Below are 26,932 nucleotides of genomic sequence, written 5' to 3'. Positions count from 1 at the left end.
TGCGGGGCAAGGGCGGGGACGTCAACGGGGTGGGCAACGGTTCGGCGGCGGGGAGGGGGTAAGGTCGCGAGTGGGGATGAGCAGCTCCCGGCGTCCCTCTCCGGCGAAGGCCGGGGTCCGATCAGGCCGCGACCGTAAACCAGCGTCCGTCGATTACGACGCCCACCGTTGCCGAGTTTCGGCCGCGACCGGATAAGCGCATCGAGCAGGCGCGGTGCGTGCGCCGGCTGCAAGACGGGCGCCGGAGCTGGTGCGGTTCGGCATCGACGAGCTTGGAGCTGGGGTCGATCGTGTAGGACAGGGGTCCGTTCGTCCGCCGTCGATCCCGTTTCGGATACGAACCGTACGATGCGCTTTACTCGATTTTAGTCCGTTCGGCGGCATGCGATCGTCATGTCCGTCTCCGCACTCGCCCCCTGGTTCAGCCTGCATCTATCCTTGCCGGCACGGCGGCGATCGCTATTCGACCGCCGCGCTGCGCCGCTGTACCTGGTCGCAGCGTACGGCGCGACGGTTATCGGGATAGCGGTCGCGAGCGGCCGCTTCGACTGGGATCGAGAGATGATCATCTCTTCGGGAGCATCAATCCTCTTATTCGCCGCCTTCGCCTGGCCCGCGCGCTGGCTTGGCTTCTTGCGTACCGCCGCGGGAGCTGAAATGATTATCGTGGCCGCCGGCGCGACGCTCCTTGCGGGGTTCGCGGCGGCCGTATTCGCGACATCGGGGGCGCCGCTGGCCGACCCGGTGCTGTCGCGATTGGACGCGATGCTTTTCGGATTCAACCGGCGCGACTTCGTCGAATGGGCGGACTGGCCAAGTTTCAAGTCCGCTATGATTTGGGTCTACGATAGCATCGCCATCACTCCGCCGTTGCTGGTCGTACTTTTGTTGCTGACGGGGCGGATGCACGACGCCTGGACCGTCGTCGTGGCGATGATGCTGACCCTTGCAGCGTGCGTAACGAGTTTGGCGCTGTTCCCAGCCTACGGGAGCCCACCTTACGCGTATGAGTTCGTTGATGTCCTTGATGGCCTGCGTAATGGGACCTTGAGGCGTCTCGATCATTCGGTGATGATCCGGACTAGTAACCTTCCCGAGCATGCACGCGGCCGACGCCGCGATCCTGGCTTGGGGCTATGCGCGTTTGGGTCGCTGGGCGGCACCGCTAGTTCTGCTCAACATCGTGATGGTCGGGTCGGCGATCGCGGTTGGCGGCCATTATCTGACGGATGTTCTGGCGGGATTGGCGGTGGCGGCGGTCGCGGTCGGCGCAGCAAATCGGTGGGAGCGCTGGGCGGCGCCCCCCCCCCCCGAGTGAGCACGGGCAGCTACGGCGCGCCTCAGTCGCCGCCACCTTTCAGGCCGTTGTCGGACACAATCACGCCAGTGACGCGGGCGCTCGCGCGGCGGCGGAAAGCGGGACGCCGAGCACCGGCTCATAGGTCGCACCCGCCGCGGCGAGGTGGCTGCGATAGAGGATCAGGCGGTCGAGAGTGAAGGGCGCACTCGTCAGGGTCGCGTGGCGTCTCAACCAGCCCGTCACCTCCGGTCTTGCGACGGGGATGCGGCGGGGCAGGCGGGCTACGGTGATGTGCGGCGTATAGGCGCGGCGCTCCGGCGACAGACCCGTGCGGACGCAGAGCTGGTCGACTTTGCGGTGGAGCGCGGCGAGCGGCTCGGGCGGGGAAAGCCTCACCCAGAGTTGGCCCGAGCGGCCGCGCCCGCCGAACGCGCCGACCCCGGCGAGGCGGACGGTGGGGGCCGGGGCGTGCAACCGCTCGAGCGCGGCGGCGAGGTCCTCGGCGGCGGCGCGCTCGACCTCGCCGATGAAGCGGATCGTGAGGTGGAGCTGCTCCTCGTCCTGCCAGCGCGCGTCCTCCAGATCGTCTTCGAGATCGAGGAGCGCATCCCGGATCGGGGCGGGTGGACGGAGCGCTGCGAACAGACGGATCATCGGCGCGGGCCTAGCGTTGTCGACACGCGGATACATACCGGTTTCGCTTGTATTGCATCCTCGTACCTACGATATTCGCGCCAAGCCGGTTCCTCCTGAAACCGGCGCAAAGGAGCTGGTTTCTACCATGGCTAATTGGTCCGACCCCCGGCCTGCCGCTTCCGCCTTCGGTGCCCCGCGCCCGGGCGTGCGCACGGACGCGTATGACGCGGGTCTTCGCCGGTACATGTTGTCCGTCTACAATTATATGGCGTCCGGCGTGTTGCTCACGGGCATCGTGGCGTTGCTGTTTGCGCAGAGCGGGATGGCCGCGCAGGTGTTCCTGTCGCCCGGTCCGCTGAAATACGTCATCATGTTCGCTCCGCTGGCGTTTATCCTGGTGCTGAGCTTTGGCATCCACAAGCTGTCGACGCCGGCGACACAAGCGACCTTCTGGGCGTTTGCGGCGATCATGGGCTTGTCGATGTCGACGATCTTCCTGCGCTATACGGGTGGGTCGATCGCGATCACATTCTTCGCGACAGCTACGGCGTTCCTGGCGCTCAGCCTCTACGGCTACACGACCAAGCGCGACCTGTCGGCGTTCGGCACTTTCCTGATCATGGGCGTCGTCGGGTTGCTGGTCGCGTCGCTGCTCAATATCTGGCTTCAGTCCTCGGGCTTCAGCCTGGTGATCAGCGCGATCGGCGTGCTGCTGTTCGCTGGGCTCACCGCCTATGACACTCAGCGGATCAAGAGCATGTACGCTCAGGTCGCTGGCACCGACATGATGGGCAAGGTGGTCATCATGGGCGCGCTGTCGCTTTATCTTGACTTCGTGAATATGTTTCAGTTCCTGTTGTCCTTCATGGGCAGCCGCGACTGATCCACGCGCGGTTGATGGTTATCTGAAGGCCCGGCGGGGAAACTCGCCGGGCCTTTTGTTGTGCGGAACGGTGGTGCCTGCGCCTCGTTCTACCTACGAGATCGAATAACGGGAGCAGGATCATGAGCGACGATACTAAGCAGGACATGGACAAGGCCATGGATGCGATGTCCGTCGCTCCGCCGCCTCAAGCGTCGAACAATGCCGAGCGCGACCCGCGCCAGGACGCAGGGCAGGACCGGTCGATCGAGGCGCGGTTGCAAAAGGACCCGGAGTCGGTCGAAGCGCGGCTCGATGCAGGGCTCGACGAGACTATGGACGGGTCGGACCCCGTCTCGATCATCCAGCCCGGCAAGTCCGCAAGCGAGCCTGCGCCCTCGTCGGGTTTCGATCCGGATGCGGAAAAACGCTTGCGCGACGGCGGCTAGCTTCAACTGTTGGTTTGTTGCGTAAATGACGCAGCGCGGCATCTTCTCACCTGCCTGTTATCGGTTGGTCGCAATGGACATTGCAGCAGGCCTGCCTTCCATGATCTTTCTCGAATTGCGGGCGGCCCTATTAAGGTTGGAGTTAACCATTCCAGCCTAGAGCCGTCAGCGGGTATTTGGGGTTGGGGTGCAGACCATGACGGGCAAGACCAAGGCGGCAGAGGGCGCGATGACGCTGGCCGAAATGAAGGAGTTCGCGGGCTTTTCGGCAGCGACGCAACGCTATGTGCGACGCTCGCTCGATATCGGGCTCGACCGCGACGACGCCATGAGGCGTTGGGGGCGCGACCTGGTCGAGGCGGCGAGCATCCGGGCGCAGGCGCGTGTTTACGAGAGCCTGCCCGAGATCAGGGAGATGGTGCCCGAAGCGAGCGGCCTGGATGCGGTGGAACCGTTCCTTGCGCCGATCGTCAAGCTCGCCGCGTTCGATTTGGGACAAGGACGGATCACCAGCTTCTCCGCCTTTCGTTTTCTGTACGAAAGGCTGGTCGGGGCCGAGGTGCGGCCGTGGTTGCCGTCGGCCTTTTGCTCGGCTGCTGCGTTGCCGCATTTGCATCCCGAGCTCAGGCGCAAGCTGCTCCAGTCGATCAGCGAAGCCGCGGCGACCGCGAGCGGCTGGTCGAACCGGCAACCCGCCTTCTTCCCTTATTGGGTCGAAAAGGTCGATATGTCTGCGCCGATGGCGCACTAAATTTCAACCCTCTCCCGCTTTCGCGGGAGAGGGAAAGACGCGCCCAGTGCGGCGAGGGTGAGGGTCGGACCTTACCGGGCAAGGTCCGACCCTCACCTTGGCGCTTCGCGCCTGTCCCTCTCCCGCCAAAGCGGGAGAGGGCGTGGTCAACGGCAGGCGCGCCAGCCGGTCGCCCCGCGCTCCGCCTGGTCGAGATGCAGGTGGTCGCGGTGGGCGGCATTATAGTCGGGCGAAAGGGTGGTCGCGAACAGGTCGCACGCGCCGTCGCGCACGGCCCGCAGGAAGCGTGCTTCCGCATCGTCGCCGGCCCAGTCGCCCACGATCGTGACGCGCTTGCCGTCGCTCAGGCGGAAACCGGCGATGTCGGCCGCGTCGGCCGTCGCGTGTTCGCTCCACGCTCCGGCATCGCGGCCGTATAGGCGGCGACAGCTGTAGCTTCCGAAATGCTCGATCCGGGTCACGTGCACGCCCAATAGTCGCTCCGCCGCGGGCTGAACGACATTCCATTCCCACACCGCGAGCGCCGCCGCGACCGGGCAGGATGTGCCCAGCGTCGGCGGCGCGTAGGCTATCGATCGCGAGCCCCCGGGGCCGAAGCGTACCCCGTCGGTGTAGCCGCACTGCGCACCTCCGCGTGGCGGTAGGGCGGTATAGGTCACGCCCGCTCGCTCCAACAACGCGCGGCAGGTACGTGCGTCGCCGGTCAGCGCGGTGAGCTTGCGGCCTGTGAACATGCCGATCGGTCGGCCGAAGTCGAGCGCGGTCCAAGGCAGATCCTGCGGTCGCCCGCGCGCGACCGCATAAAGCAGCAGCGCCGCCAGTCCGATTAGCAGGAGCGTCATGAGCCCGCCCAGAATGCGGCGGATCGAACGCATCAGCCGCGCAACGCTCCGGTCATCGGCTCGGAGGTGATCGGATAGCCCAGATCGTCGGGAATGCAGAGATGCTCGATCTCCCCGCGCAGTTCGACGAACGGGGTGACGGGGCGGATCGGATGGGCGCAGGCGTGCGCGACCGCAGCGTCGAAGGTCGAGAACAGCGCCAGCCGCTCCAGGTTGCGGCGTGTCGGGTAAATGATCGTCGCACGGCCCGCATCTGCCTCGTCGAGGAGCGCCCGGGCGGTGGTCCAGGTCAAGCGGACATTTTCGGTATGGTCGACCGTCGCTTCTCCGTGGGGCGCTCGGGCTAGGAAAAAGAGCGTGTCGAAAATGCGCATGTGCCGGTGTGCGGGGAGCCAGCGGGCGAATGGGGTCAGCTGGGCCAGGTCGAGCGTGAGCTCCGCTTCGTGGAGCGCGCGAGCGAAGCCGACCCCCTCGTGGAGCTTGCGGCGGAGATCGGCGAGAGTGTCGGGGGCGGGTCGCGGGACGAGGCCGATCGCAAGTCCGGCTTCCTCGACCGTCTCGCGGATCGCGGCGATGCGGGCGGCGGCATCGGGGACGGCGGGGTGGAGGTCGGCGAGCGCGTGATCTTCGGGGTCGATGCGGCCGCCGGGGAACACCATCGCGCCGCCGGCGAAGGTCATCGCCTTGGCGCGCTCGACCATCAAAAGTTCGGGTGCATCCGGCGCGTCGCGGAAGATGACGAGGGTCGCGGCGGGGATGGGTTTTTGGGAGGCGGGGTCGGACATCGGTCGATGATGTAAGGTCAGGAGGTCGGGATGCCACCGTCCCAACGCGGGCAGCGCCGCGGCGGCGCCGCATCGTCGGACGTCGCTTTAGTGCTGCTAACCGCGCTTGGCCTTCGGCTCGCCGGCTACGCCGCTTTGCCTTGTCCGCGCGGTGGTGGAGCCGAAGGGAATCGAACCCTTGACCTCTGCAGTGCGATTGCAGCGCTCTCCCATCTGAGCTACGGCCCCGCGCGGAAGTGGCGCTCTAGCGAGCATCGAACGCCTGCGCAATATGCGTCGATCAATGCCCCGCCGTCGCCCTTATACCGCGCCCGAGAAGGTGTCGCACGCCGCCGGGTCGCCGCGCTCCAGCCCGACGCGCAGCCAGCGTTCGCGCTGCGCCGACGTGCCGTGCGTGAAGCTGTCGGGGACCACTCGCCCCTGCGACTTCTGCTGTAACGCGTCGTCGCCGATCGCCTGCGCGGCGCGCATGCCCTCCTCGATATCGCCCGGCTCGAGCCGGGCGCGGTTGCGCGCTGCCCACACGCCCGCATAGCAATCGGCCTGGAGCTCGAGGCGGACGGACAGCTGGTTACCTTCGGTCTCGGACGCGCGCGCCTGCTGCTTACGAACTTGGTCGGAGGTGCCGAGCACGCTTTGGATGTGATGTCCCATCTCATGTGCGACGACGTAATATTGCGCGAAATCGCCGGCCGCGCCGAAACGGGTGGCCAGCTCGTTGAAGAAGCTGGTATCGATATAGATGCCCTTGTCGGGCGGGCAGTAGAACGGCCCCATTGCCGCCTGCGCCGCGCCGCAACCCGACTGACCGCTACCCTCGAAGAAGACGAGCTTGGCGGGTTGGAACCGCTGGCCGCCCTGGCTGAACAGCGCCTCCCAAGTGTTCTCGGTCGAGGAGAAGGCGTTGCAGGTCGCGCGGCGTTCGGGGGTGAGCGAGCAGGCGGCCGATGCGCCACCCGCGCCCGCGCCGCCCGCAGCGGCGGTGCGGTCGCCGACCCGCTCGGTAGGCGCGGCGACCTGGCTCCCGCCGCCCAACATGCCGCCGAGCCCGCCCAGCCCGCCGCCGAACACCGCGAGCAGAATCACCACCGCGATGATGCCGCCGATGCCGAAGCGGCTGCCGATCATCGGCAACAACGCGAACAGCAAGCCGCCTCCGCCGCCTCCACCACCGAAGCCGCCGAGCCCACCGCCGCCGCCCTGACCGCGCTGGTCCTCGACGTTGATGTCCCGGTCGAAATCGTCGAGCCGCATGCACTTGCTCCTTCGTTATCGGCGCCTACGGAATGTTCGGCGGTTATGCTAGGTTGCACGCGCGGCGTCCCGTCGGAGGAGTTCGAAATGTTTCTGACCGGTAGGACCGCGATCGTCACCGGATCGACGTCGGGCATTGGCCTCGCCTACGCCCGCGCGTTCGCGGCCGAGGGGGCGACCGTAGTGATCAACGGTTTCGGCGACTCGGCCGCGATCGAGGCGACGCGCGCCGAGCTGGCGGCCACGAGCGGGGCGGAGGCGTTCTACGATCCCGCCGACATGATGCGGGGCGACGAGATCGCGGCGATGATCGAGCAGGCGGTGCAGCGGACGGGCGGCGTCGACATTCTCGTCAACAATGCAGGCATCCAGCATGTCTCGCCGATCGACGCGTTCCCGCCGGACAAATGGGACGCGATCATCGGGGTCTGCCTGTCGTCGGCGTTCCACACCATGCGCGCGGCGGTGCCGCATATGAAAAAAGCGGGATGGGGGCGGATTATCTCGACGGCATCGGCGCATTCGTTGGTCGCGAGTCTCAACAAGGGTGCGTATGTCGCGGCCAAGCACGGGCTGGTCGGGCTGACCAAGACGGTCGCGCTGGAGACGGCGACGAGCGGCGTCACCGTCAACTGCATTTCGCCGGGCTATGTTTGGACGCCGCTGGTCGAGAACCAGATCCCGGATACGATGGCGGCGCGCGGGCTTACGCGCGAGCAGGTGATCGACGACGTGCTGCTCGCCGCCCAGCCGACCAAGGCGTTCGTGACGCCCGAACAGGTCGCCGCGCTGGCGCTATTCCTCTGCCGGGATGACGCCAAGTCGATCACGGGCGCGAACCTGTCGGTTGACGGCGGATGGACGGCGGCGTGAGGGTGCCCGCTCTTATGACGGCGATATGCGCGCTGGCGTCGCCGGCGAGCGCTCGGCAGGATATGACCGAGGATCAGAAGGGCTGGCGCGAGGTCGCGACGGCGGACGATCGGCGGCGGTTGCGGGGGTGGCGGGCGGCTTGGATGTCGGCGCTGCCCGCGGCAAGGGCGGGCGGCGGTGCTACGGCTATCGCGGCGGATCCGATGCTGTTCGACCCCGACCGGGCGCTGCGAAGCCCGGTGCCGCCTGCAGGCGCATATCGGTGCCGCAAGTTCCGGCTGGGAGCGCAATCGGCGGGTGCGCCGGGCTTCGTGGCGTACGACCGGGCGCGGTGTCGGATCGGCGAGGATGGTCGTTTCGCCAAGATCGCCGGGGCGCAGCGACCCGTCGGCGAGATCCACCTCGAGACGGCCGGGCGGGCGGTGTTCCTGGGGACGATGGTGCTGGGCGACGAGCGCCGCGCGATGCGATATGGGCGCGACGCGGCGCGCGATATGGCGGGTTGGGTGGAGCGGATCGGCGAGACGCGCTGGCGGATCGTGCTGCCCTACCCTCGGTTCGAGTCGGTACTCGATGTGGTCGAGCTGACGCCCGACAACGTCGGCGCGACCGGCGGGGGAACGACCGCGAGCGGCGGCGTGACAGCGGGCGCGGGAAGCGGCGGCAGCGCGGGAAGGTAATCGTCGCCGTCCTGTGCGATGATCGTTACCCGGCCGACGTTGGCGGCGGCAAGTGCCTTTATGTAGCTGCGGGGTCTCTTCATGAGCTTGGGCTGGTCGATGCCGGCGAGGCCGAGGCGGCGCGCGGCTTCCTTGGTGAAGTGGACGCAGTTGCGGCTGTTCAGTTCGTAGCGGACCGCCGGCAGGCTCCATTCATAGGCGAGCGAGACCATGTCGCGATACTGCGCGTCGGTAAGTGAGAGCGAGAACTGCGCGTCGCTTCGGCGCATGTAGCTCGGCGTCGTCAGGTCGAGGCGAGCGGGCACCGAGCCGAACAGCACCGCGGGGCTGACGGTGCGCAGCGTATAGCCGTAGCTGATATCGACGGGCGGGCCGCCCGCGTCGGGAACGCCGCGGAGCGAGAAGAAGGCATGAGGGAAGTCGTCGCCGAGCTCGTGCGACCAGAAGGTGATCGTTACGGCCGCCTGGGCGGGGAGGGCGGTGCCGAGGCAGAGCAGGAGGGCGGTCAGGGCATTATTGAGGGTGCGCATGGTCGTTCGTCCGGTTCGGTCGGTCATTGGCCGATCTGGGGTGTGGGGGACAACCCCGAAGCGAGCGGGCCGAACCTGTGCATGTGTGAAAGCTTCACAGTTTGCGTTCGCCTCTGCATGGTTCGGCCCTCACCCTCGCCGCGGCAATGCCGCGTCTTTCCCGCTCCCGAAAAGGCGGGAGAGGGTTAAAGGGTACCAGCGGAGGGGGCGGATATGGCCGAGCGCAAGATATTCGCGGGGCATGCCGTGCGGCGGGTGCGGCGGGAGGCGGGGATCAGCCAAGCCGCGTTCGCGGAAGCCCTGGGCATCTCGGCGAGCTATCAGAATCTGATCGAGCGCAATCAGCGGCCGGTCACCGCCGGGGTGCTGATGAAGCTGGCCGAGCGGTTCGATCTCGATCCGCGCACGCTGGCTGCGGCGGAGCCCGGAGGCGGGGCCGACGCGATGCGGCGGCGGCTGGCCGATCCCATGTTCGCCGATCTGGGCGTGGACCGGACGGAAGTGGCCGAATGGCTGGCGGCGGCACCGGGCGGGGCGGAGGCGTTCGCGCGACTGTTCGACCGTGCCGGTCCCGGCGGCGGGGCGACGCCGATCGCATCCGGCGATCCGGTAGCGACCGTACGCCGCGAAATCGAACGGTGGCGCAACCACTTCGCCGATCTGGATGCGCGCGCGGAGGCGCTGGCGGACGAGCTGCGGCTCCGGTCGGGCGACCTGTACGGCGCGGTCGCCGAACGGCTACGCGTCAAGCACGGATTGACGATCCGCGTGCTGCCGGTCGACGTGTTACCCGATGTGCTCAGGCGGCTGGACCTGCATGCGCGGCAGCTGCAGCTGAGCGAGCTGCTCGATCCGGCGTCGCGCACCTTCGCGGCCGCGTACCATCTGGCGTCGACGGAGGTTCGGAGCGACGTCGATGCGCTGGTCAAGGGTGCGGATATGGCCGATCGCACGGCCGAGCGGCTCTATCGTCGGCACCTGCTGAGCTATTTCGCGGCGGCGTTGATGATGCCCTACGTCCGCTTCCTGCGCGCGTGCGAGGCGACGGGGTACGACCTGGAGCTGCTGCAACGGCGGTTCGGCGCCGGGTTCGAGCAGGTCGCGCATCGGCTGACGACGTTGCAACGAGTGGGCGCGCGGGGCCTGCCCTTCTTCATGATCCGCATCGACCGGGCAGGCCAGTCCTCGAAGCGATATGGCGGGGCGAGCGGGGCGGCGCTCGTGGAAGCGGAGGGGCGGTGCCCCTTGTGGCGACTGCACCATGCGTTCGACCGGCCGGGAGCACTGGCGGTGCAACTGGTCGAGTTGGAGGAAGGCGAGCGGTGGCTGACGATCGCGCGGACGGTAACGCCGCAGGGTCGGCGTTACGGTGGGGTCGCGGCCGAGTTCGCGGTCGGGCTGGGCGTGGAGGCCGGGTCCGCGGGCGTGCTGGCGGCGGCACGCGGCGTGGATCTGGACGGCGATGCGACGCCGATCGGGCTTGGATGCCGCGCCTGCCTTCGCGCGGACTGTCCGCAACGGTCGGCCGCGCCTGCGGGACGCGCGCTGGTCGTCGACGAGCGCGAGCGGCGGATGAGCGCGCTGACCTTCGTCCGCGACTGACGATTCCTACGCTATCCTAATGACCTGAAGCAGGTTTCGCTCTCGAACTCACCGCCGCACCAAGTCCATATTGCTCGTCATCAACGAGGAGCATATTGAGATGAGCGGGTGGGTTGTCGAAGCGGCGGGGACCGAAGGGACCAGGCAACTGGTGGAACGAGCGCTCGCACGCCTGCGCGACGAGGGCCGCCACGCAATCCGGATCGTAGATATCGATTGCGGAACGGGTCGCCGCCTGGCGGGCGTCGTCCGCTTGGCGCGTGCGATGGGCTTTACCGCGATCGAGGCGCGGGGCTGCGCGGCGTCGCGCGAGGCGGCCCATGCGGCGGCCGCGGCGAGCGCGCGCCATCCCGACGCGGGTGTCGGCTGGGGGTTCGACGCCGTCGATGTCGCAGAGGCGCTGGCGAGCGAGCAGGCGGAGGGCGATGCCGATCTGATCCTCGCACCGCGGCCCGTGGCGGCCGCGTTGCTCGGGGTGAGCGCGGATCTCGTCATCCCGATCGGCCGCAGGCGCCGCGACCGTGCGGCGCAGGCAGGACGCCCACAGCGGCGAACGCTCATATGTCCGTCGGCGGCCGCCTGAGATGGTCGACCCCAAAGTCCGTCGCAGGCGCACCCGTCAGCTCTGCGCGCTCGCTCTTTTCGGGATGGCTTGCGCGGTGTCGCCGTCGGTGCGGGAGCTGGTGACGGGCCGACCCGTGACCGAGCCCGCCGCCATGTCGCTCCTGAGTTTCTGCCTGGCCTGCATCGCGCTGGCGCTGGTGATCAGGAGCGCGATCGGCGACGGGGGCGGGCGTGTGCGGACCGGCGACGGCCGGCATGCGGATGCCTGGTCGAACCGGACACGCGCGGGACGCGGCACGCGCGCACGACCGCTCAGGCAGGATCTGGGGCGAGACTGACGCCGGGCACGTCCCTCGCTCGTGAACTGCCGAGCGAGCGCCCGGTCCTGCGATGGAGTCGGGTGATGGCGACCAAGGTGCGCGGGCCGGCCGAGAGCGATGCGGCGCTCGACCGGCCGTATGTAGAGAGGGCGGATTTCCATCAAAGCGTACCTACTCCATTTGGAGAGTCGGGCAGGGCACCGCAACGACATGAAGTTCTATGGGCAACGTGGGCTTGATCCGCGCGGACAGAGACGGAAGCGCAGCCGGATCACGCGGCGGGTAAAGACGGGCCGGAACGTCACAGTCGCGTCCTAGGCCGACCGGGCGAGCGACCGGGACGCGTTCAGCCGGTCGAGGTCGAACCGCTCGGCAAAGGCGATCCCCGCTCGTCCTTCCCGAGCCCAGCGGAGATGACCGTCGAATAGCTGGTCGTCGAGCAGCTCGATGCGGACGGGCGCTCCGTCGGGATGGCTTGCCGGGCCGATGCCGTCGATCATCGCGCCGGTCGCGGACAGATTGCGGATGCGGATGAACAAGCGTTCGCCGCCTACCTCCAGCCGCGCCTGGCGAAGCATGCGGACGCGGGGCGGGCGGCTGAACTTGAAGCCGGCCGCGACGGCCTGACCTCCGTCCGCCGCGACGAGATCGAGCACGGCACCCTGGCGCATCGGACGACCGTATACGTATCCCTGGATGTGGCTGCATCCCAGGCGTTGGACGAGTTCGATCTCGTCCTGGACCTCTACCCCCTCGGCGGTGGTTTCCATGCCGAGCGCGGTGGCGAGCGTGACGATCGCTCCGATGATCGCAGCGTTGCGACTTCCTTCAATCGCCGCGCCGCGCACGAAGGATTGATCGATCTTGATCTTGTCGAACGGTGCCGAGCGCAGATAGCCCAGCGAGGAATAGCCCGTGCCGAAATCATCGAGCGCGAGTCGCACGCCCAGGCCCTTGAGCGCTGCGAACATGCGGTCGGACGCGGCGGAGTCGGTCAGGAACACCGATTCGGTGATCTCCAGCTCGAGGCGGTCGGCGGCGACCCCACTCGCCGCCAGCGCGCCCGCGACGATCATGGGGAGGGCGGGATTGGCGAACTGGATCGGCGAAACGTTGACGGCGAGCCGGATCTCGGGACTCCAGGCGGCGGCGTCGCGGACGGCGGACCGGAGGACCCATTCGCCGATCGCCTCGATCATCCCGCATTCCTCGGCCACCGGAATAAATTCGGACGGCGGCACCGCGCCGCGGAGCGGGTGGTCCCAGCGGACCAGCGCCTCGAAGCCGACGATGCGTGTCGTCGCCGTGCTGACGACCGGCTGATAGGCGACGTGGAGCTGATCGGACTTGAGCGCGAGGCGCAGATCGTCCTCCATACGCTTGCGGGTCTGCGCGCCCGCCAGCATCTCCGGCCGATAGAAACGGTGTACGCCGCGCCCGTCCGCCTTGGCCGCGTAGAGCGCGAGATCGGCGTTGCGCACCAGCGTGTCGGCATCCGACCCGTCCTCCGGCGCGACGGCAACGCCGATCGAGCATCCGATCGTAATGGATGACCCGCCGATGAAGTAAGGCTGGCTCACTGACGCGATCGCCTCGCGCGCGAGGTCGGCCAGGCGGTCGCGGCCGCCCTCGCCGCACAACAGCACCTGGAACTCGTCGCCGCCCAGCCGGCCGACCAGTCCCGCATCGCCGATGCACCGGGTCAGGCGTTGGGCCACCTGCTGAAGCAGCGTGTCGCCCGTCTGGTGGCCGAGCGTGTCGTTGACCGCCTTAAACCTGTCGAGATCGACGAGCAGTAGCCCGTTGGCGCGGTAGCCGCCGCCGGTGGTGGCGAGCGTTCCCTCGAGCGCGACGCGCATCCGCTCGCGGTTGGCTAGGCCGGTCAGGCCGTCCGACAGCGCGAGACGGGTGATCTCCGCCTCGGATCGGCGTTTTTCGGTCAGGTCGCTGCCGTGGCCTGCGAAGCCCTGGAACCCGCCATGCCCGTCATGGACGGGACGGCCGGAGATCGACCACCAGCGGTCCTCGCCCCCGCCGACCGACTTGACGGACAGATCGGAAAAAGCGGTTCGCGACGATAAATGGAACGCTAGCGTGCGCTTGTTGTGACAGTCGTTATCGGTCCGGAACAGCCGGGAGAACATGTCGATCGCACCGTCCGGACCCACGCCGACCTCGGCCACCTTACTCGACAGATAGACGATGCCGCCATCGCGGTCGGTGCGCCAAAACCAGCCCGCGCCCTGCTCCTCATATTCGCGCACCAACGTGAGCGCCAGGCGGCCGCGTTCGAGCTCAATCTGTTCGGGTGCCGCACCATCGTCGAACGCGAACAGCCGCCGGAGCCGGGAGGGTCTCGCGAACTGGAGCGGCGACGTCATACGGCCTTCTAACAAGGCGGGGTTTGCGGTGATGTTGCGTTTGTTGGTTAACTTCAGTCAGTTTGCCGCAGCGGTCGTTATGTCCGGGTGACTTGTCGAAATCAGTCGCCGTTCGCGCCGGTTCCGTTGTCGTCAACGCTGTTCGCATCGAGCACCTCGGCGGCCTCGTTCAGCCGGCGGTCCTCGTCGGGCGTGACCTGACCGGGATCATCCGGCGTCGCGGAACAGGCGGCGAGAAGAAGGGCGAGGGGGAGGACGCGCATCAACTACCTTTCTAACCCCCTCCCGCTTTCGCGGGAGAGGGACAGGCGCGTAGCGCTAGGGTGAGAGCAGGACCGTTGTAGGAAGTGCCCTCACCCGACCTCGCTACGCTCGACCATCCTCTCCCGCGGAGCCGAAGGCGGGCGTAGCCCTACGCGGGAGAGGGTGTGATATTAGTCCTCGATCGCCTTACCGGCTTTGGTGAGCACGTTGCCGGCGGCGTCGGCCGCGGCGTCGGCGCCGTTCACCACGGCGGAACCGGTTTCTTCCGCGCCGTTCTCGATCGAGCGGCCGGCCTGGTCGACCGACTGCTCGGCCGAGCCGAAGGCATTGTCGGTCGCGGCGTCGACATCGTTCACGGCTTCGCCGGTAGCGGCCGAAGCATCGCCGGCGTTGGCGTTGGCCGCTTCGGCGGTTTCATTTTGGGCGTTTTGGCTGCAGGCGGCGAGCGCAAGGGCGGAGACGAGGGTCAAGGTAAGCTTCTTCATTGGTCATCCTTTCAAATAACGCGCTGAGCGGTGTGGAAGGAGCGTTTCCACTTCGCTGCGTCAAGTCGGTTGACGTCATATAACGATATCTTTATATCGTTATATCGTGATCGACCCACTCGACATTTTCGGTGCTTTGGCCGACTCCACCCGCCTGCGCATCCTGGCGCTGGTGAGGCGCATGGAGTTGTCCGTGGGCGAACTGGCGCAGGTGCTCGGTCAAAGCCAGCCGCGGGTGTCGCGCCATGTAAAGATCCTGATCGACGCCGGGCTGGCGGAACGGCGCAAGGAGGGCAGCTGGGTATTCGTCGCGCTAGGCCCTGATCGGGTCGTGGCGGCAGTCAGCGCGTCGCTTGACGCGTGGGGCCTGGGCGCGCTGGAGCGGTCGGTCGAGGCCGATCTCGCACGGTTGACGGCGGTGCGCGGCGACCGGGCGGCGGCGGCGGCGGCGTGGTTCGAGGCGCATGCGGGTGAGTGGGACGCGATCCGCTCGTTGCACGTCGCTGAAAGCGAGGTCGAGGCGGCGATGGAGGCGGTGCTCGGCGACGCCCCCGTCGGAATGCTGGTGGATATCGGCACGGGCACGGGCCGCATGCTCGAGCTGTTCGCCGGGCGTGCGTGCGAGGCGATGGGCGTCGACCGGTCGTCCGAGATGCTCCGGCTCGCGCGAGCCAAGCTTCACGACCGCGCCAACACCGAACTTCGCCAGGCTGACCTGTACCGGTTGCCCATCGGCGATGGCGAAGCGGATCTGGCGATCCTGCATCACGTGCTCCATTTTGCCGAAGCACCCGACCTGGCGATCGGCGAGGCGGCTCGGGTGTTGGGGCCGGGCGGGCGATTGCTGATCGCCGACTTCGCGCCGCACGGACGCGAGGATCTGCGCCAGCGCGACGCGCATGCGCGGCTCGGCTTCTCGGACGAGCAGGTGGCGGGTTGGTTCGAGGCGGCGGGGCTCGTAGCGGCTCGGACGGAGACGTTGGGCGGCGGCGAGCTGACGGTGAAGTTGTGGCTGGGCCGTCGGCCCGGCGCGCGCCTGAAGGAGGTGTTGGTGAAGGAGGTATTGGCGGCATGACTGTTCTGACCATTCCACAGATGGATGAGGCGCGGCGCGCGCTCGCCGAACCGTTGTTCGCCGATCTGGCGGGCGACATGGCGGTATCGTTCGAATTCTTCCCGCCGAAATCGGACAAGATGGACGCGCAATTGTGGGAGGCGGTCGAGATGCTCGCGCCGCTTGGGCCGCGCTTTGTGTCTGTAACCTACGGCGCGGGTGGGTCGACGCGCGAGCGGACGCACGCCACGGTGGCGCGGCTCCAGCGCGAGACGCCGATCGCCGCCGCCGCGCACCTGACCTGTGTGGAGGCGAGCCGCGAGGAGATCGACCAGGTCGCGCACGAATATTGGGCGGCGGGAGTGCGGCATATCGTCGCGCTTCGCGGCGATATGCCCACGCCGGGCGCGCGCTTCGCTCCGCATCCGGGCGGGTACGAGAACGCGGCCGACCTGGTTGCGGGCTTGCGCAAGCTTCACCCGTTCGAGCTGTCGGTCGCCGCCTATCCCGAGCGCCATCCCGACTCGGCTTGCGACGACAGCGATCTCGACAACCTTAAGCGCAAGATCGACGCCGGGGCCAACCGTGCGATCACGCAGTTCTTCTTTTCTCCGGATGTGTATTTCCGGTTCCGCGACCGCGCGGCGGCGGCGGGGATCACCGCCGAGATCGTGCCGGGCATCCTGCCGGTGATGAGCGTGGCGCAGGTCCGCCGCTTCGCCGGGCAGTGCGGGGCGGCGATCCCCGACTGGATGGACCGGCTGTTCGAGGGGTTGGACGACAGGCCCGCGGCGCGGCAGCTGGTGGCGGCGACGATCGCGGCGGAGCTGTGCCGACGGCTGTATGCGGGCGGCGTGCGCGAGTTTCACTTCTACACGCTGAACCGTGCGGAGCTCGCCTATGCGATCTGCCATATGTTGGGCTTGCGCCCGCAGGCGGTCGCGCGGGCTGAGGCAGCGTGATGAGTGCGCGCGCGAAGCTATTGGCGCAGGCCGAAAAGCGCGTCCTGATCACCGACGGGGCGTTCGGGACCGAGATCCAGAACTGGAAGCTCGACGAGGCCGCCTATGCGGGCGATCTGGGGCTGTCGCGCGACCAGAAGGGCAACAACGACATCCTCGCGCTGACCATGCCGGAGGTGCCGCGCGACATCACGCGGGCGTATCTGGAGGCGGGGTCGGACATCGTGTCGACCAACACGTTCTCGGCGAACGTGATCAGCCAGGCGGATTACGGGGCGGAGGCGCTGGTGCGCGACATCAACGTCGCGTCGGGGCGGATCGCGCGCGAGCTGGCGGACGAGTTCGAGGCACGCGATGGGCGGCCCCGGTTCGTAGCGGGGGCGATCGGGCCGACGAACAAGACCTTGTCCTTGTCGCCCGATGTCAACGATCCGGGGTACCGCGAGATCGACTTCGATCATCTGAAGGGCGTTTACCGCGAGCAGATCGACGCGCTGGTCGAGGGCGGGGTGGACTTCATCCTTATCGAAACGGTGTTCGACACGCTGAACGCCAAGGCGGGGGTGATGGCTGCGCTGGAGGCGGGCTGGGACCTTGGACGCGACCTGCCGATCATGCTTTCGATGACGTTGACCGACCTGTCAGGGCGCAATTTGTCGGGGCATACCGTCGAGGCGTTCTGGCATGCGGTGCGGCATGCCAAGCCGGTGACGATCGGGCTGAATTGTTCGTTCGGGGCCGAGCAGTTGCGGCCGCATGTTCGTACGCTGTCCGAGACCGCGGACACGTTGATCATGGTTTATCCGAATGCGGGGTTGCCGAACGAGCTCGGCGAATATGACGAGCGGCCGGCGACGACCGCCGGGCTGGTCGGCGAGTGGGCGCGGGCGGGGCAGGTCAACGTACTGGGCGGCTGCTGCGGGTCGACGCCGGCGCACATCAAGGCGATCGCGGACGGGGTCGCGGGACTCGCGCCGCGGCGTGTGGCACGGCCCGATGTTCGGACGCGGTTGGCCGGGCTGGAGCCGATGACGATGGCGGCTTGATCTGATGCTTACCCTCTCCCGCTTTCGCGGGAGAGGGACAGGCACGTAAGCGCTAGGGTGAGGGCAGTGCGTGTCGTGAACTGCCCTCACCCGACCTTGCTATGCTCGGCCACCCTCTCCCGCGAAAGCGGGAGAGGGGAAGAAGGTAGAAGATGACTGCTCAATCCACCGCCCAGCTCGTTAACATCGGCGAGCGCACCAACGTCACCGGCTCCGCGCGCTTCAAGAAGCTGATCATGGCCGGCGACTACCCGGCCGCGGTCGAGGTCGCGCGCCAGCAGGTCGAGGCGGGCGCACAGGTGCTCGACGTCAACATGGACGAAGGGCTGCTCGACGCCCACCATGCGATGACCACGTTCCTGAAGCTGATTGCCGCCGAGCCCGACATCGCGCGCATCCCGTTCATGGTCGACAGCTCGAAATGGAGCGTGATCGAGGCCGGACTGAAATGCGTGTCGGGCAAGCCGATCGTCAATTCGATCAGCATGAAGGAGGGCGAAGCTCCCTTCCTGTCGCAGGCGCGTACCTGCATGGCATACGGCGCGGCAGTGGTGGTGATGGCGTTCGACGAGGTCGGTCAGGCGGACACGCGGGAGCGCAAAGTCGAGATCTGCTCGCGCGCCTACGCGCTGCTCGTCGGCATTGGCTTTCCGCCCGAGGACATCATCTTCGACCCTAATGTGTTCGCGGTCGCGACGGGGATCGAGGAGCACAATAACTACGGCGTCGATTTCATCGAGGCCTGCCGCGACATCAAGGCGAACTGCCCGCACGTCCACATCTCGGGCGGCTTGTCGAATTTGAGCTTCTCGTTCCGTGGCAACGAGCCGGTTCGGCGAGCGATGCATTCGGTGTTCCTGTACCATGCGATCCCGGCGGGGATGGACATGGCGATCGTCAATGCCGGGCAGCTCGACGTGTACGACACGATCGACGCGGAGCTTCGTACGGCGTGTGAAGACGTCGTTCTAAACCGCGATCCCGGGTCGACCGAGCGACTGATCGCGCTCGCCCAGCGGTACCGGGGATCGGACCCGGTGGTCGAAGCGCAGGCGGCGGAGTGGCGCGGATGGGACGTGCGCCGCCGGCTCGAGCATGCGCTGGTCAAAGGCATCGACGCGCATGTCGTCGACGATACCGAGGAGGCGCGACAGGGCTATGCGCGGCCGATCGAGGTGATCGAGGGGCCGCTGATGGACGGGATGAACGTCGTCGGCGACCTGTTCGGATCGGGTAAGATGTTCCTGCCGCAAGTCGTTAAAAGCGCACGGGTAATGAAGAAGGCGGTGGCGCACCTGCTGCCCTTCATCGAGGCGTCCAAGGAGCCCGGTGCGCGCGGCAAGGGCAAGATCATCATGGCGACCGTCAAGGGCGACGTCCACGATATCGGCAAGAACATCGTCGGCGTCGTGCTCCAGTGCAATGGGTTCGACGTGGTCGATCTGGGCGTGATGGTACCCTGGTCGAAGATCCTGGAGGCCGCCAACGAGAACGACGCCGACATGATCGGTTTGTCGGGGCTGATCACGCCCTCGCTCGACGAGATGGTCACCGTCGCCGAAGAAATGAAGCGCGCGGGGATGGCGATGCCGCTGCTGATCGGCGGTGCGACGACGTCGAAGGTCCACACCGCGCTCCGGATCGCGCCGGCGTATGACGGGCCGGTCGTGCATGTGCTGGATGCGAGCCGTGCGGTGGGCGTTGCGACGACCTTGGTCAGCGATACTACGCGCGACGAGTATGTCGCCGGGGTCGCGGCGGACTATCACGCGGTGCGTGAGGCGCGGGCGGGCCGGACGGGCAACGACCTGCTCCCGCTTATCGAGGCGCGCGCGCGGGGGTTCATGGCGGATATGGCGCTGAAGGCTCCCGATGTGGCCAAGCCGGGGGTGCACCGGTTCGACGCGTGGGATCTGGCCGACCTGCGCCGGTACATCGACTGGACGCCGTTCTTCCGTGCTTGGGAGCTGGCGGGGAACTTCCCCGCGATCTTGACGGACGAGGTCGTCGGGGAGAGCGCGTCCGGGTTGTATGCAGACGCTCAGGCCATGCTCGACCGCATCGTCGAGGAGAAGTGGCTGACGGCGCGCGGAGTCGCAGGACTCTGGCCATGTTCGCGCGACGGCGACGATGTGGTCCTGGGCACGGGCACGCGCCTGCCCTTCCTCCGCCAGCAGATCGCCAAGCGGGAGGGGCGGGCGAATATGTGCCTGGCGGACTTCGTCGATCCAGCGGGGGATTGGATCGGCGGGTTCGCGGTTGGCATCCACGGGATCGACAGCCATATCGCGGCCTACAAGGCGGGGCACGACGATTATAACGATATCCTGCTGAAGGCGCTGGCCGATCGATTGGCGGAGGCGTTTGCGGAGGCGCTGCACCGGCACGTGCGGACCGATCTGTGGGGCTATGCGCCCGACGAGCAACTGACCAACGAGGCGCTAATCCGTGAGAAGTATCGAGGTATCCGGCCCGCGCCGGGTTATCCGGCGTGCCCGGAACACTCACTCAAGCGCCAGCTATTCGATCTGTTGGGGGCGGAAGAGGCGGTCGGGTTGAAGCTGACAGACAGTTTCGCGATGCTGCCGACCGCGGCGGTATCGGGCTTCTATCTGGGGCATGCACAGGCGGAGTATTTCGGAGTGGCGCGGATCGGGCACGATCAGGTGGAGGAGTATGCGGTCCGGCGCGGCGTGCCGGTCGAGCAGGCGGAGCGGTGGCTTCGGCCCAACCTGGATTGAATTGCGCCGTAACGGGACGGTTCGGGGCGGGCGCAACCTGTCGGGCGCTCCAAGCGCGGCGTTCACCATTTTCACGGATGGCGTCGAGGAGCGGTGGCGGACAGGCTTCGTGGTGGAAGGAACTCCCTCATGCGCCTGACCCTTGCTCTCCTGATCACCTTGGCCGCGCCCGCCGCCGCGCAGACTGCGGGGCCATATACCGTGGCGGAGACGGGCGAGCACTTCGGCAAGCTCGACGATGCGCTGATGTCCATGCGCGGGCGCGACGCCACCATCACCATCGCGCCAGGCGTCCACCGGGATTGCGGCATCCAGCAGGCGGGGCGGATCACCTTTCGCGCCGAACGACCGGGAACGGCGATCTTCAACGGGACGGCATGCGAGGGCAAGGCGGTGCTGGTGCTGCGCGGCAGTGGATCGGTCGTGGACGGGCTAGTGTTCCGAGGCATCCGCGTGCCCGACGGCAACGGGGCGGGCATCCGCATCGAGATCGGCGATCTCACGGTGACCAACTCGATGTTCCTCGACAGCCAGGAAGGCATCCTCGGCAACCCTCAGAACTCTCGGCGGATCTCGATCGACCGATCGACCTTCGCGGGGCTGGGTCAGTGCGACGAGACGCCCGACTGCGCGCATTCGATCTACCTCGGGACGGAGGGCACCGTGTCCGTCACCAACTCCCGCTTCGAGCGGGGGCGGGGCGGGCACTATGTCAAACTCCGCGCGCTGAACGTGTCGATTACCGACAACAGCTTCGACGACGTGCGAGGAGCAAAGACCAACTACATGATCGACTTGCCCGAAGGTGCGTCGGGGTTGATCGCGCGCAATACCTTCGTCCAGGGACGGGGCAAGGAGAACTGGTCGGCGCTGATCGCGGTGGCGGCGGAGCAGCGCAGGTACCCGTCGGCGGGGTTGCGGGTCGAAGGCAACGACGCGCGGCTTGCGCCGGGGGAGACTCGGTCGCCCGCGTTCGTGGCGAACTGGAGCGGGGAGCGGGTGATGATCGGGGCGAATAGGTTGGGGACGGGTATCAAGGCGTACGAGGCGCGGTAGGTGTCAGCGGCAAGTGTCTTCCTCACCAGGGTCGAGATCGAGGCAGCGGCCGTCCACGCCCGGGACGGCTAGTCCGAGGGGAGCCGCCAGGGTGGGGAGGATGTCGGTCGTCTCGACCGAGAGCGGCTGTTCGAAGCCGGGCTGGCCCTTGCGCCAGAAGATGAGTGGCACGCGGCGATCATAGTCCCAGGGGCTGCCGTGCGTCTCGACGTAACCGGGGCCGGGCTTCTCGATGGCGGTGACGCGGGGCTTGAGGAGGACAAGCAGGTCGCCCGAGCGCGCCGGGTCGTAACTGGAGCGCGCGCGCTCCAGCAGCGTCCAGGTTTCGGGTGGAGTGGTCGGGATCGGCGTCGCGGCGATCTCGGCGGCGGTGTAGGCGGCGGCGACTTGGGCCTGCGCGAGGTAGCGTCGTTTGGCGATGGCGAGGATGCGGGCGCGGGTGGCGGGGAGCAGCTTGCGATCGATATACACGTCGCCCTCCGCGGCGAGGAGGACGGGGCCGGAGAGCTTGAGTTCGGCGGTGATCGCGGCGTCCATCGCTTTCAGCGCGAGTGCGGGTTCGACGCGCGCCTCCATCGGCATGGCGCGTTTGCGCTGGCGCTCGGTCGCGTCGTGCGCGCCGTGGTCGGCGGTGAGCATGACTTGATAGTCGACCCCGGTCTGGTCGAGCACGTCGAGGAAGCCGCCGAGCGCGGCGTCGAGTTCGGCCAGCTGCACGCACATTTCCGCGCCGCCCGAACCGAAACTGTGGCCGACATAGTCGGTCGCGGACGCGCCGATCGCGATCACGTCGGTGGCGGGCCCGCGGCCGAGCTTCATGTCCTGGACCAGCCCGGCGGCGAGCGACAGCACGGCCGCGTCAGCGGCGGGGGAGGCGCGGAACGCGCGCGCATCTCCTGCCGCGCGCTCGAACCGACCTCGCCCAAGCATCTGTTCGCCGATGCGGGTGGCGCGGTCTACGGGGGCGCAAAAGCTGGGGAGCGGCAGCGCCTCCTGCGGGCGGGCGATCAGCGCGGCGACGGCGTCGCGGGTGCGCTGGACGACGGGTGGGACGGGGCGGCCGGCGTAGGAGCTGTAGGTCTTGCCATCCCACCACCAGAGCTCGTCGACCTTGTGTCCGCCCATCATGATGGCGGCGCGGTCCTTGCCCGCGACCGAGACGACGCGGGTGGCGGGGGTAACGGCCTTCAGGCGCTCGCCCAGCGTCGGTACTTTCAGGTGGATGTCGGAGGCGGTGTACTTCGTGTGGTCGGACCCGGGCGCGCGCTCGTCCTCGGCGCAATAGACGAGCTTGTCGGCGCGCGGGGCGTTCTGGTCGACCCAATTGTTGGCGACGATGCCGGTCTTGGCGGGGTGATAGCCGGTCAGGATCGTGGAATGGCCCGGACAGGTCTCCGACGCCGCGTGCCCCTGATAAGCCGACGGGAACACCGCGCCGCGCAGCAGCCGAGCGAAGCCGCCGGTAAAGTGCTGGCGGTACTGCGCGAACAGGTCGGCGGAAAGCTGGTCGACCGAGATCGCGACGATGAGCTTGGGGGCGGCGCGGAGGCCGGAGGTCTCTACCCGCCCGTTCGAGAAGGCGGGGCGGATAGCGGGTACCTGCACACCGCCGTTCGAGCTGAGCCTGTCGAAGCTTTGTCCGTCTTCGATGGTCCGAGCAGAGGAGAACGACCCTTCGACAAGCTCAGGGCGAACGGAAGGGGGAGTGGGCGCGGCTCCGGTGGCTAGGAGGGCGGCTAGGAACGCTTTCATGGGCATCCTTGGGGTCCGGGGTGCGACGCGCTATGTGCGGGGGATGGGAATTGGGCAATGATCCGCGCGCTTGTTTGCATGGCGATGACGCTGCTCGCCTGGATCGGCCCGGCGTCGGCGCAGCTGCCGGATGCGAAGCATGTCAGGATGGAGCTGGTCGCCGAAACGCCGCGTCCGGCGGCGGGTGGGCGAGTGACGCTCGCGTTCGTTTCAACGCCCGAAGCGGGGTGGCACGGCTACTGGAAGAACGGCGGCGATGCGGGGGTGGAGACGACGCTCGCCTGGACGTTGCCGGCGGGGGTGACGGCCGGGCCGCTCCAGTATCCGGTGCCGAGCCGGCTGATCGTGTCCGGGTTGATGAACTATGTCTATGAGCGGCCCTGGGTCCAATTCGTCGAGCTGGCGGTCCCGGCCGGGCTGGCGGCGGGGACGCGGCTGCCGCTTCGGGTTAAGGCAGACTACCTCGTCTGCACCGTCGAGATCTGCGTGCCCGAGTCGCGTGAGCTTGCGACCGAATTGGTGGTCGGCGACGGCGCGATCGATCCGGCGACGCGCGTGCGGTTCGACGGATGGCGGCGCGCGCTGCCCAAGCCGCTGGGGAGTGAGGCGACGTTCGCGGTCGCGGACAAGCGGTTCCGGATGGCGGTGCCGTTCCCGGCGGGCGCGCCACTCAAGGATGCGTATTTCTACCCGATCGAGGGCGGCGCGATCGATTACGCCGCCGGGCAGTCGGTGACGCGGTCGGGCGACGCCGTGCTGATCGAGACGGCGGCCGCACCGGTTGGGACCGCGCCATCGGTGCTGCGGGGCGTGCTCGCGACGGGCGAGGGGCAAGGATTCGCGCTGACCGCGCGCCCGGGAGTAGTCGCGGTCGGGGCGGGCGGCGCAGCGGACGCGGACTGGTTGGTGGCGCTGCTGGCGTTCGGCGGGGCGGTGCTGGGCGGGCTGCTGCTCAACGTCATGCCGTGCGTGTTCCCGATCCTGAGCCTGAAGGCGCTGAGCCTCGCCAGGTCGGGCGCGGATGCGGGCGCGGCGCGGCGCGAGGCGCTGTCCTATACGGCGGGGGTCGTGCTGGTGTGTCTAGGACTTGGCGCGGCGATCCTGCTGCTGCGGGCGGGCGGGTTGATGGTCGGCTGGGCGTTCCAGCTGCAGGATCCTCGGGTGATCGTCGTGCTGCTGGCGCTGACGGTCGCGATCGCGCTCAACCTGTCGGGATTGTGGGAGGTGCCGTCGGTCAGCGTCGCGACGAAGGGCGGGCCTGGCGGCGCCTTCGCCACGGGGGCGCTTGCGGCGATAGTGGCGACCCCGTGCACCGGTCCATTCATGGGCGCGGCGCTCGGCGCTGCGTTGGTGCTGCCCTGGTACGCAGCGCTCGCCATCTTCGGCGGGCTGGGGCTGGGGCTGGCGCTGCCGTTCCTGCTCATCGGCTTCGTGCCCGCGCTGCGGCGGCGGTTGCCCAAGCCCGGCGCGTGGATGGAGCGGTTCCGGCGCGTGCTCGCCGTGCCGATGTGGCTCACCGCGCTCGCGCTCGCCTGGGTGCTGGGGCGGCAGGCGGGGGTCGACGCCATGACGCTGGGCCTGCTCGCTGCGCTCCTCGTCGGTTTCGCGCTTTGGGTTGCGGGGCGGCGGCAATGTGCCGGGCGCGGCGTGGGTGTGGCGCTGCTCGCGGCGTTGGCGCTTACGGTCGGCGCGGCGACGCTGGTGCCGCGCACCAAGGCTTCGGCCGAGGTCGCGCAAGGCGGGGACGAGACGTTCACCGAAGCGCGGCTCGCGTCGCTCAGGAGCGAGGGTCGGCCGGTCTTCGCGTATTTCACCGCCGACTGGTGCCTGACCTGCAAGGTGAACGAAGCGGGCGCGATCGACCGGGCGGTGGTCCGCGACGGCTTCGCGGGCGGCAAGGTCGCCGTGCTCAAGGGCGACTGGACCGACGGCGACGCCGAGCTCGGCCGCTTCATCGAGCGCCACAACCGGGCGGGCGTGCCGCTATATCTGTGGTATGCACCGGGCGAGGCGAACGCCCGGGTGCTGCCGCAGGTGCTGACGCCGTCGATGTTGACTGCCCTGGCCGGCGAGCGGCGGGGCTGAGAGGAGAAGAAGTGTGATGCGCGTTTTGTGGACAGCCCTTGCCGCGACGGTTCTGGCGGTCCCGGTCACCGCCCAACAGACGACCGGGCAGGCGGCGGGCAATTTCCGGCTGACCGATATGGCGGGCAAGACGGTGTCGTTGTCCGACTATCGCGGGCGGACGGTCGTGCTGGAGTGGAACAACCCCGGCTGCCCGTATGTCCAAAAGCATTACGACAGCGGCAACATGCAGCGGACGCAAGGAACGGCCGCGGCGGGCGGGGCGGTGTGGCTGACCGTCAACTCGGGTGCGCCAGGTAAGCAGGGGCACATGACGGGTCCTGAGGCGCGGGCGTTCGTGGCGAAAGCCAAGGCGCGGCCGACCGCGTACCTGCTCGATCCGGAGGGGCGCGTCGGGCGCGGGTACGCCGCCAAGACGACCCCGCATCTGTATGTCATCGATGGACGCGGCGTGATGCGCTACCAGGGCGGGATCGACGACAAGCCGACGGCGGACCGGTCGGATATCGCGGGCGCGCGCAACCACGTGCTGGCGGCGCTGGGCGAGCTGAAGGCGGGCAGGCCGGTATCGGTGCCCGAGACGCGGCCATACGGGTGCAGCGTAAAGTATGCGGGGTGACTTTCTACCCTCTCCCGCTTTTGCGGGAGAGGGACAGGCGCGTGAGCGCCAGGGTGAGGGGCGGACCTCTCCCGGAAAGGTCCGCCCCTCACCCTCGCCGCGGCTACGCCACGTCTTTCCCTCTCCCGCGAAAGCGGGAGAGGGTTCAGGTCACGCGCCCACGGGGCGGGAGGACGGGCGCGGGGTCGTCGTCCATGCGCCGCCAGCCGGCGGGGCCGAGGACCTCGATCGGCCGATAGCGGGTCTTGTATGCCATGCGGGGTGAGCCCTTCACCCAATAGCCGAGATACACGTACGGCAGGTTCGCTTCGCGGGCGCGCAGGATGTGGTCCATGATGACGAAGTTGCCCAGGCCCGGACGCCCGTCCTCGTCGGCGGCGAAGAAGCTGTAGATCATCGACAGCCCGTCCGCCTGGCGGTCGGTCAGGCATGCGGCGACCAGGCGGCCACGGCCGTGTGCGGACGGCTCGCGATATTCGATGATGAGCGAGTTGACGGGGGAATGCTCGACCATGTCGGCGTAATCCTCCTCGTCCATGCCCGCCATCCCGCCGCTCGGGTGACGGGTGGCGAGGTAGCGGCGGAGCAGCCGATATTGCTCGTCGGTGGCCCAGGCGCGGCAGGCGGAGACCTGAAGGTCGTCGTGGCGGCGTATGAGCTTGCGCTGGGTGGCGTTGGGGCGGAACTCGGGCGTGACCACCCGTACCGACACGCAGGCCGAGCAGCCCGCGCAGGACGGACGGTAAGCGACGCCTTGCGACCGGCGGAAACCGATGCGGCCGAGCGCGTCGTTCAGCTCGCCGGCGTGCGGGCCGGTGAGTTCGGTGAACACCTTCCGCTCCTGCCGCCCCGGAAGATAGGGGCACGGCGACGGGCTGGTGACGAAGAAGCGCGGGAAACGGAAGGGCGCTGTCACCGCCTGCTGGACCTTTCTGCCGCTCCCGGCGATCCGGGGAGCCGCGTCGACCTATGGCCGCGTCTGGCCATGGATGAAAGGCGCTTCACCAAGAATGAGGGTTAATACCTCGCCGCCCAGCCA

The 26,932-nt window shown here is 68.0% G+C and carries 24 protein-coding genes, 1 tRNA gene and 2 pseudogenes; 17 read left to right on the top strand and 10 right to left on the bottom strand.

The window, feature by feature from the left end; translation table 11 throughout:
- Positions 1 to 393: 393 nt before the first annotated feature.
- Both ACFE7F_RS06930 and ACFE7F_RS06925 read left to right on the top strand, forming a co-directional pair.
- A pseudogene (locus tag ACFE7F_RS06930) lies at positions 394 to 1,035 on the top strand (hypothetical protein); the annotation flags it as partial.
- Between the two features lie 55 nt (positions 1,036 to 1,090).
- Positions 1,091 to 1,318: pseudogene (locus tag ACFE7F_RS06925) on the top strand (phosphatase PAP2 family protein); the annotation flags it as partial.
- A 60-nt stretch (positions 1,319 to 1,378) separates the two neighbouring features.
- Here the strand turns inward: ACFE7F_RS06925 and thpR are convergent.
- Positions 1,379 to 1,954 carry an RNA 2',3'-cyclic phosphodiesterase gene (gene thpR / locus ACFE7F_RS06920; RefSeq protein WP_375403116.1) on the bottom strand — a complete coding sequence of 192 codons (576 nt, stop codon included), beginning with the start codon at positions 1,952 to 1,954 and terminating at the stop codon, positions 1,379 to 1,381.
- Between the two features lie 127 nt (positions 1,955 to 2,081).
- On the opposite strand from thpR, the gene ACFE7F_RS06915 reads away from it, so the two are divergent.
- From ACFE7F_RS06915 to ACFE7F_RS06905, 3 genes are all read left to right on the top strand, one after another.
- Positions 2,082 to 2,819 (top strand): Bax inhibitor-1 family protein, encoded by a 738-nt coding sequence (locus ACFE7F_RS06915; protein ID WP_375403115.1) that lies wholly within the window; start codon positions 2,082 to 2,084, stop codon positions 2,817 to 2,819.
- Positions 2,820 to 2,941: 122 nt separating this feature from the next.
- Positions 2,942 to 3,247: a hypothetical protein gene (locus ACFE7F_RS06910; RefSeq protein ID WP_375403114.1), complete on the top strand. Its 306-nt coding sequence runs from the start codon at positions 2,942 to 2,944 to the stop codon at positions 3,245 to 3,247.
- 196 nt (positions 3,248 to 3,443) lie between these two features.
- A complete protein-coding gene (locus tag ACFE7F_RS06905) occupies positions 3,444 to 3,998 on the top strand; it encodes a hypothetical protein (RefSeq protein ID WP_375403113.1) in 555 nt (184 codons plus the stop codon).
- A gap of 146 nt (positions 3,999 to 4,144) precedes the next feature.
- On the opposite strand, the gene ACFE7F_RS06900 is transcribed toward ACFE7F_RS06905, so the two are convergent.
- The 4 genes from ACFE7F_RS06900 to ACFE7F_RS06885 form a co-directional block, all read right to left on the bottom strand.
- Entirely contained in the window at positions 4,145 to 4,873 is a 729-nt protein-coding gene (locus ACFE7F_RS06900) for an extensin family protein (RefSeq protein WP_375403112.1), read from the bottom strand.
- Positions 4,873 to 5,625 carry an NUDIX domain-containing protein gene (locus ACFE7F_RS06895; protein WP_375403111.1) on the bottom strand — a complete coding sequence of 251 codons (753 nt, stop codon included), beginning with the start codon at positions 5,623 to 5,625 and terminating at the stop codon, positions 4,873 to 4,875. The genes ACFE7F_RS06900 and ACFE7F_RS06895 overlap by 1 nt, the downstream gene beginning before the upstream one ends.
- 152 nt (positions 5,626 to 5,777) lie before the next feature.
- Positions 5,778 to 5,853: transfer RNA gene (locus ACFE7F_RS06890), tRNA-Ala, on the bottom strand.
- Between the two features lie 72 nt (positions 5,854 to 5,925).
- The gene (locus ACFE7F_RS06885) at positions 5,926 to 6,879 is read right to left on the bottom strand and encodes a neutral zinc metallopeptidase (RefSeq protein WP_375403110.1); all 954 of its coding nucleotides are present in this window, start codon (positions 6,877 to 6,879) and stop codon (positions 5,926 to 5,928) included.
- Positions 6,880 to 6,966: 87 nt separating this feature from the next.
- Here ACFE7F_RS06885 and ACFE7F_RS06880 point away from each other — a divergent pair, with 87 nt between their 5' ends.
- The 5 genes from ACFE7F_RS06880 to ACFE7F_RS06860 all read left to right on the top strand — a co-directional run bounded on the left by ACFE7F_RS06880 (position 6,967) and on the right by ACFE7F_RS06860 (position 11,466).
- Entirely contained in the window at positions 6,967 to 7,752 is a 786-nt protein-coding gene (locus tag ACFE7F_RS06880) for a 3-hydroxybutyrate dehydrogenase (RefSeq protein ID WP_375403109.1), read from the top strand.
- A gap of 14 nt (positions 7,753 to 7,766) precedes the next feature.
- Complete coding sequence (locus ACFE7F_RS06875; RefSeq protein WP_375403108.1) at positions 7,767 to 8,432, top strand: DUF4893 domain-containing protein; 666 nt, start codon at positions 7,767 to 7,769, stop codon at positions 8,430 to 8,432.
- 743 nt (positions 8,433 to 9,175) lie between these two features.
- Complete coding sequence (locus ACFE7F_RS06870) at positions 9,176 to 10,564, top strand: short-chain fatty acyl-CoA regulator family protein (RefSeq protein WP_375403107.1); 1,389 nt, start codon at positions 9,176 to 9,178, stop codon at positions 10,562 to 10,564.
- A gap of 100 nt (positions 10,565 to 10,664) precedes the next feature.
- The gene (locus tag ACFE7F_RS06865) at positions 10,665 to 11,147 is read left to right on the top strand and encodes an SAM-dependent methyltransferase (RefSeq protein ID WP_375403106.1); all 483 of its coding nucleotides are present in this window, start codon (positions 10,665 to 10,667) and stop codon (positions 11,145 to 11,147) included.
- Between the two features lies 1 nt (position 11,148).
- Positions 11,149 to 11,466 (top strand): hypothetical protein, encoded by a 318-nt coding sequence (locus tag ACFE7F_RS06860; RefSeq protein ID WP_375403105.1) that lies wholly within the window; start codon positions 11,149 to 11,151, stop codon positions 11,464 to 11,466.
- A gap of 296 nt (positions 11,467 to 11,762) precedes the next feature.
- On the opposite strand, the gene ACFE7F_RS06855 is transcribed toward ACFE7F_RS06860, so the two are convergent.
- The 3 genes from ACFE7F_RS06855 to ACFE7F_RS06845 all read right to left on the bottom strand — a co-directional run bounded on the left by ACFE7F_RS06855 (position 11,763) and on the right by ACFE7F_RS06845 (position 14,578).
- Positions 11,763 to 13,829 carry an EAL domain-containing protein gene (locus tag ACFE7F_RS06855; RefSeq protein ID WP_375403104.1) on the bottom strand — a complete coding sequence of 689 codons (2,067 nt, stop codon included), beginning with the start codon at positions 13,827 to 13,829 and terminating at the stop codon, positions 11,763 to 11,765.
- Positions 13,830 to 13,930: 101 nt separating this feature from the next.
- Positions 13,931 to 14,092, bottom strand: coding sequence for a hypothetical protein (locus tag ACFE7F_RS06850; protein ID WP_375403103.1), 162 nt, complete (start codon positions 14,090 to 14,092; stop codon positions 13,931 to 13,933).
- A 171-nt stretch (positions 14,093 to 14,263) separates the two neighbouring features.
- Complete coding sequence (locus tag ACFE7F_RS06845) at positions 14,264 to 14,578, bottom strand: lipoprotein (RefSeq protein WP_375403102.1); 315 nt, start codon at positions 14,576 to 14,578, stop codon at positions 14,264 to 14,266.
- 106 nt (positions 14,579 to 14,684) lie between these two features.
- On the opposite strand from ACFE7F_RS06845, the gene ACFE7F_RS06840 reads away from it, so the two are divergent.
- The 5 genes from ACFE7F_RS06840 (at position 14,685) to ACFE7F_RS06820 (ending at position 21,437) form a co-directional block, all read left to right on the top strand.
- Entirely contained in the window at positions 14,685 to 15,653 is a 969-nt protein-coding gene (locus tag ACFE7F_RS06840) for an ArsR/SmtB family transcription factor (RefSeq protein WP_375403101.1), read from the top strand.
- Positions 15,650 to 16,594 carry a methylenetetrahydrofolate reductase [NAD(P)H] gene (metF, locus tag ACFE7F_RS06835; protein WP_375403100.1) on the top strand — a complete coding sequence of 315 codons (945 nt, stop codon included), beginning with the start codon at positions 15,650 to 15,652 and terminating at the stop codon, positions 16,592 to 16,594. Before ACFE7F_RS06840 ends, metF begins: the two co-directional genes overlap by 4 nt.
- Positions 16,594 to 17,640: a homocysteine S-methyltransferase family protein gene (locus ACFE7F_RS06830; protein WP_375403099.1), complete on the top strand. Its 1,047-nt coding sequence runs from the start codon at positions 16,594 to 16,596 to the stop codon at positions 17,638 to 17,640. Before metF ends, ACFE7F_RS06830 begins: the two co-directional genes overlap by 1 nt.
- Before the next feature lie 152 nt (positions 17,641 to 17,792).
- A complete protein-coding gene (gene metH / locus ACFE7F_RS06825; protein WP_375403098.1) occupies positions 17,793 to 20,381 on the top strand; it encodes a methionine synthase in 2,589 nt (862 codons plus the stop codon).
- A 129-nt stretch (positions 20,382 to 20,510) separates the two neighbouring features.
- On the top strand, positions 20,511 to 21,437 hold the full coding sequence (locus tag ACFE7F_RS06820; RefSeq protein WP_375403097.1) for a right-handed parallel beta-helix repeat-containing protein: 927 nt from the start codon (positions 20,511 to 20,513) through the stop codon (positions 21,435 to 21,437).
- Between the two features lie 3 nt (positions 21,438 to 21,440).
- Here ACFE7F_RS06820 and ACFE7F_RS06815 read toward each other — a convergent pair whose 3' ends face one another.
- Entirely contained in the window at positions 21,441 to 23,189 is a 1,749-nt protein-coding gene (locus ACFE7F_RS06815) for an alkaline phosphatase family protein (RefSeq protein WP_375403096.1), read from the bottom strand.
- Between the two features lie 57 nt (positions 23,190 to 23,246).
- On the opposite strand from ACFE7F_RS06815, the gene ACFE7F_RS06810 reads away from it, so the two are divergent.
- Entirely contained in the window at positions 23,247 to 25,274 is a 2,028-nt protein-coding gene (locus tag ACFE7F_RS06810) for a protein-disulfide reductase DsbD family protein (RefSeq protein ID WP_375403095.1), read from the top strand.
- A gap of 16 nt (positions 25,275 to 25,290) precedes the next feature.
- Entirely contained in the window at positions 25,291 to 25,893 is a 603-nt protein-coding gene (locus ACFE7F_RS06805; protein ID WP_375403094.1) for a redoxin domain-containing protein, read from the top strand.
- 145 nt (positions 25,894 to 26,038) lie between these two features.
- Here ACFE7F_RS06805 and ACFE7F_RS06800 read toward each other — a convergent pair whose 3' ends face one another.
- On the bottom strand, positions 26,039 to 26,809 hold the full coding sequence (locus ACFE7F_RS06800; RefSeq protein ID WP_375403093.1) for an arginyltransferase: 771 nt from the start codon (positions 26,807 to 26,809) through the stop codon (positions 26,039 to 26,041).
- Positions 26,810 to 26,932 lie beyond the last annotated feature (123 nt).

The organism is uncultured Sphingomonas sp., assembly GCF_964235535.1.
In the GTDB taxonomy this organism is placed as follows: Bacteria; Pseudomonadota; Alphaproteobacteria; order Sphingomonadales; family Sphingomonadaceae; genus Sphingomonas.
The sequence above is the reverse complement of the archived record's forward strand: the minus strand, read 5'-3'. Positions and strand labels throughout refer to the sequence as shown.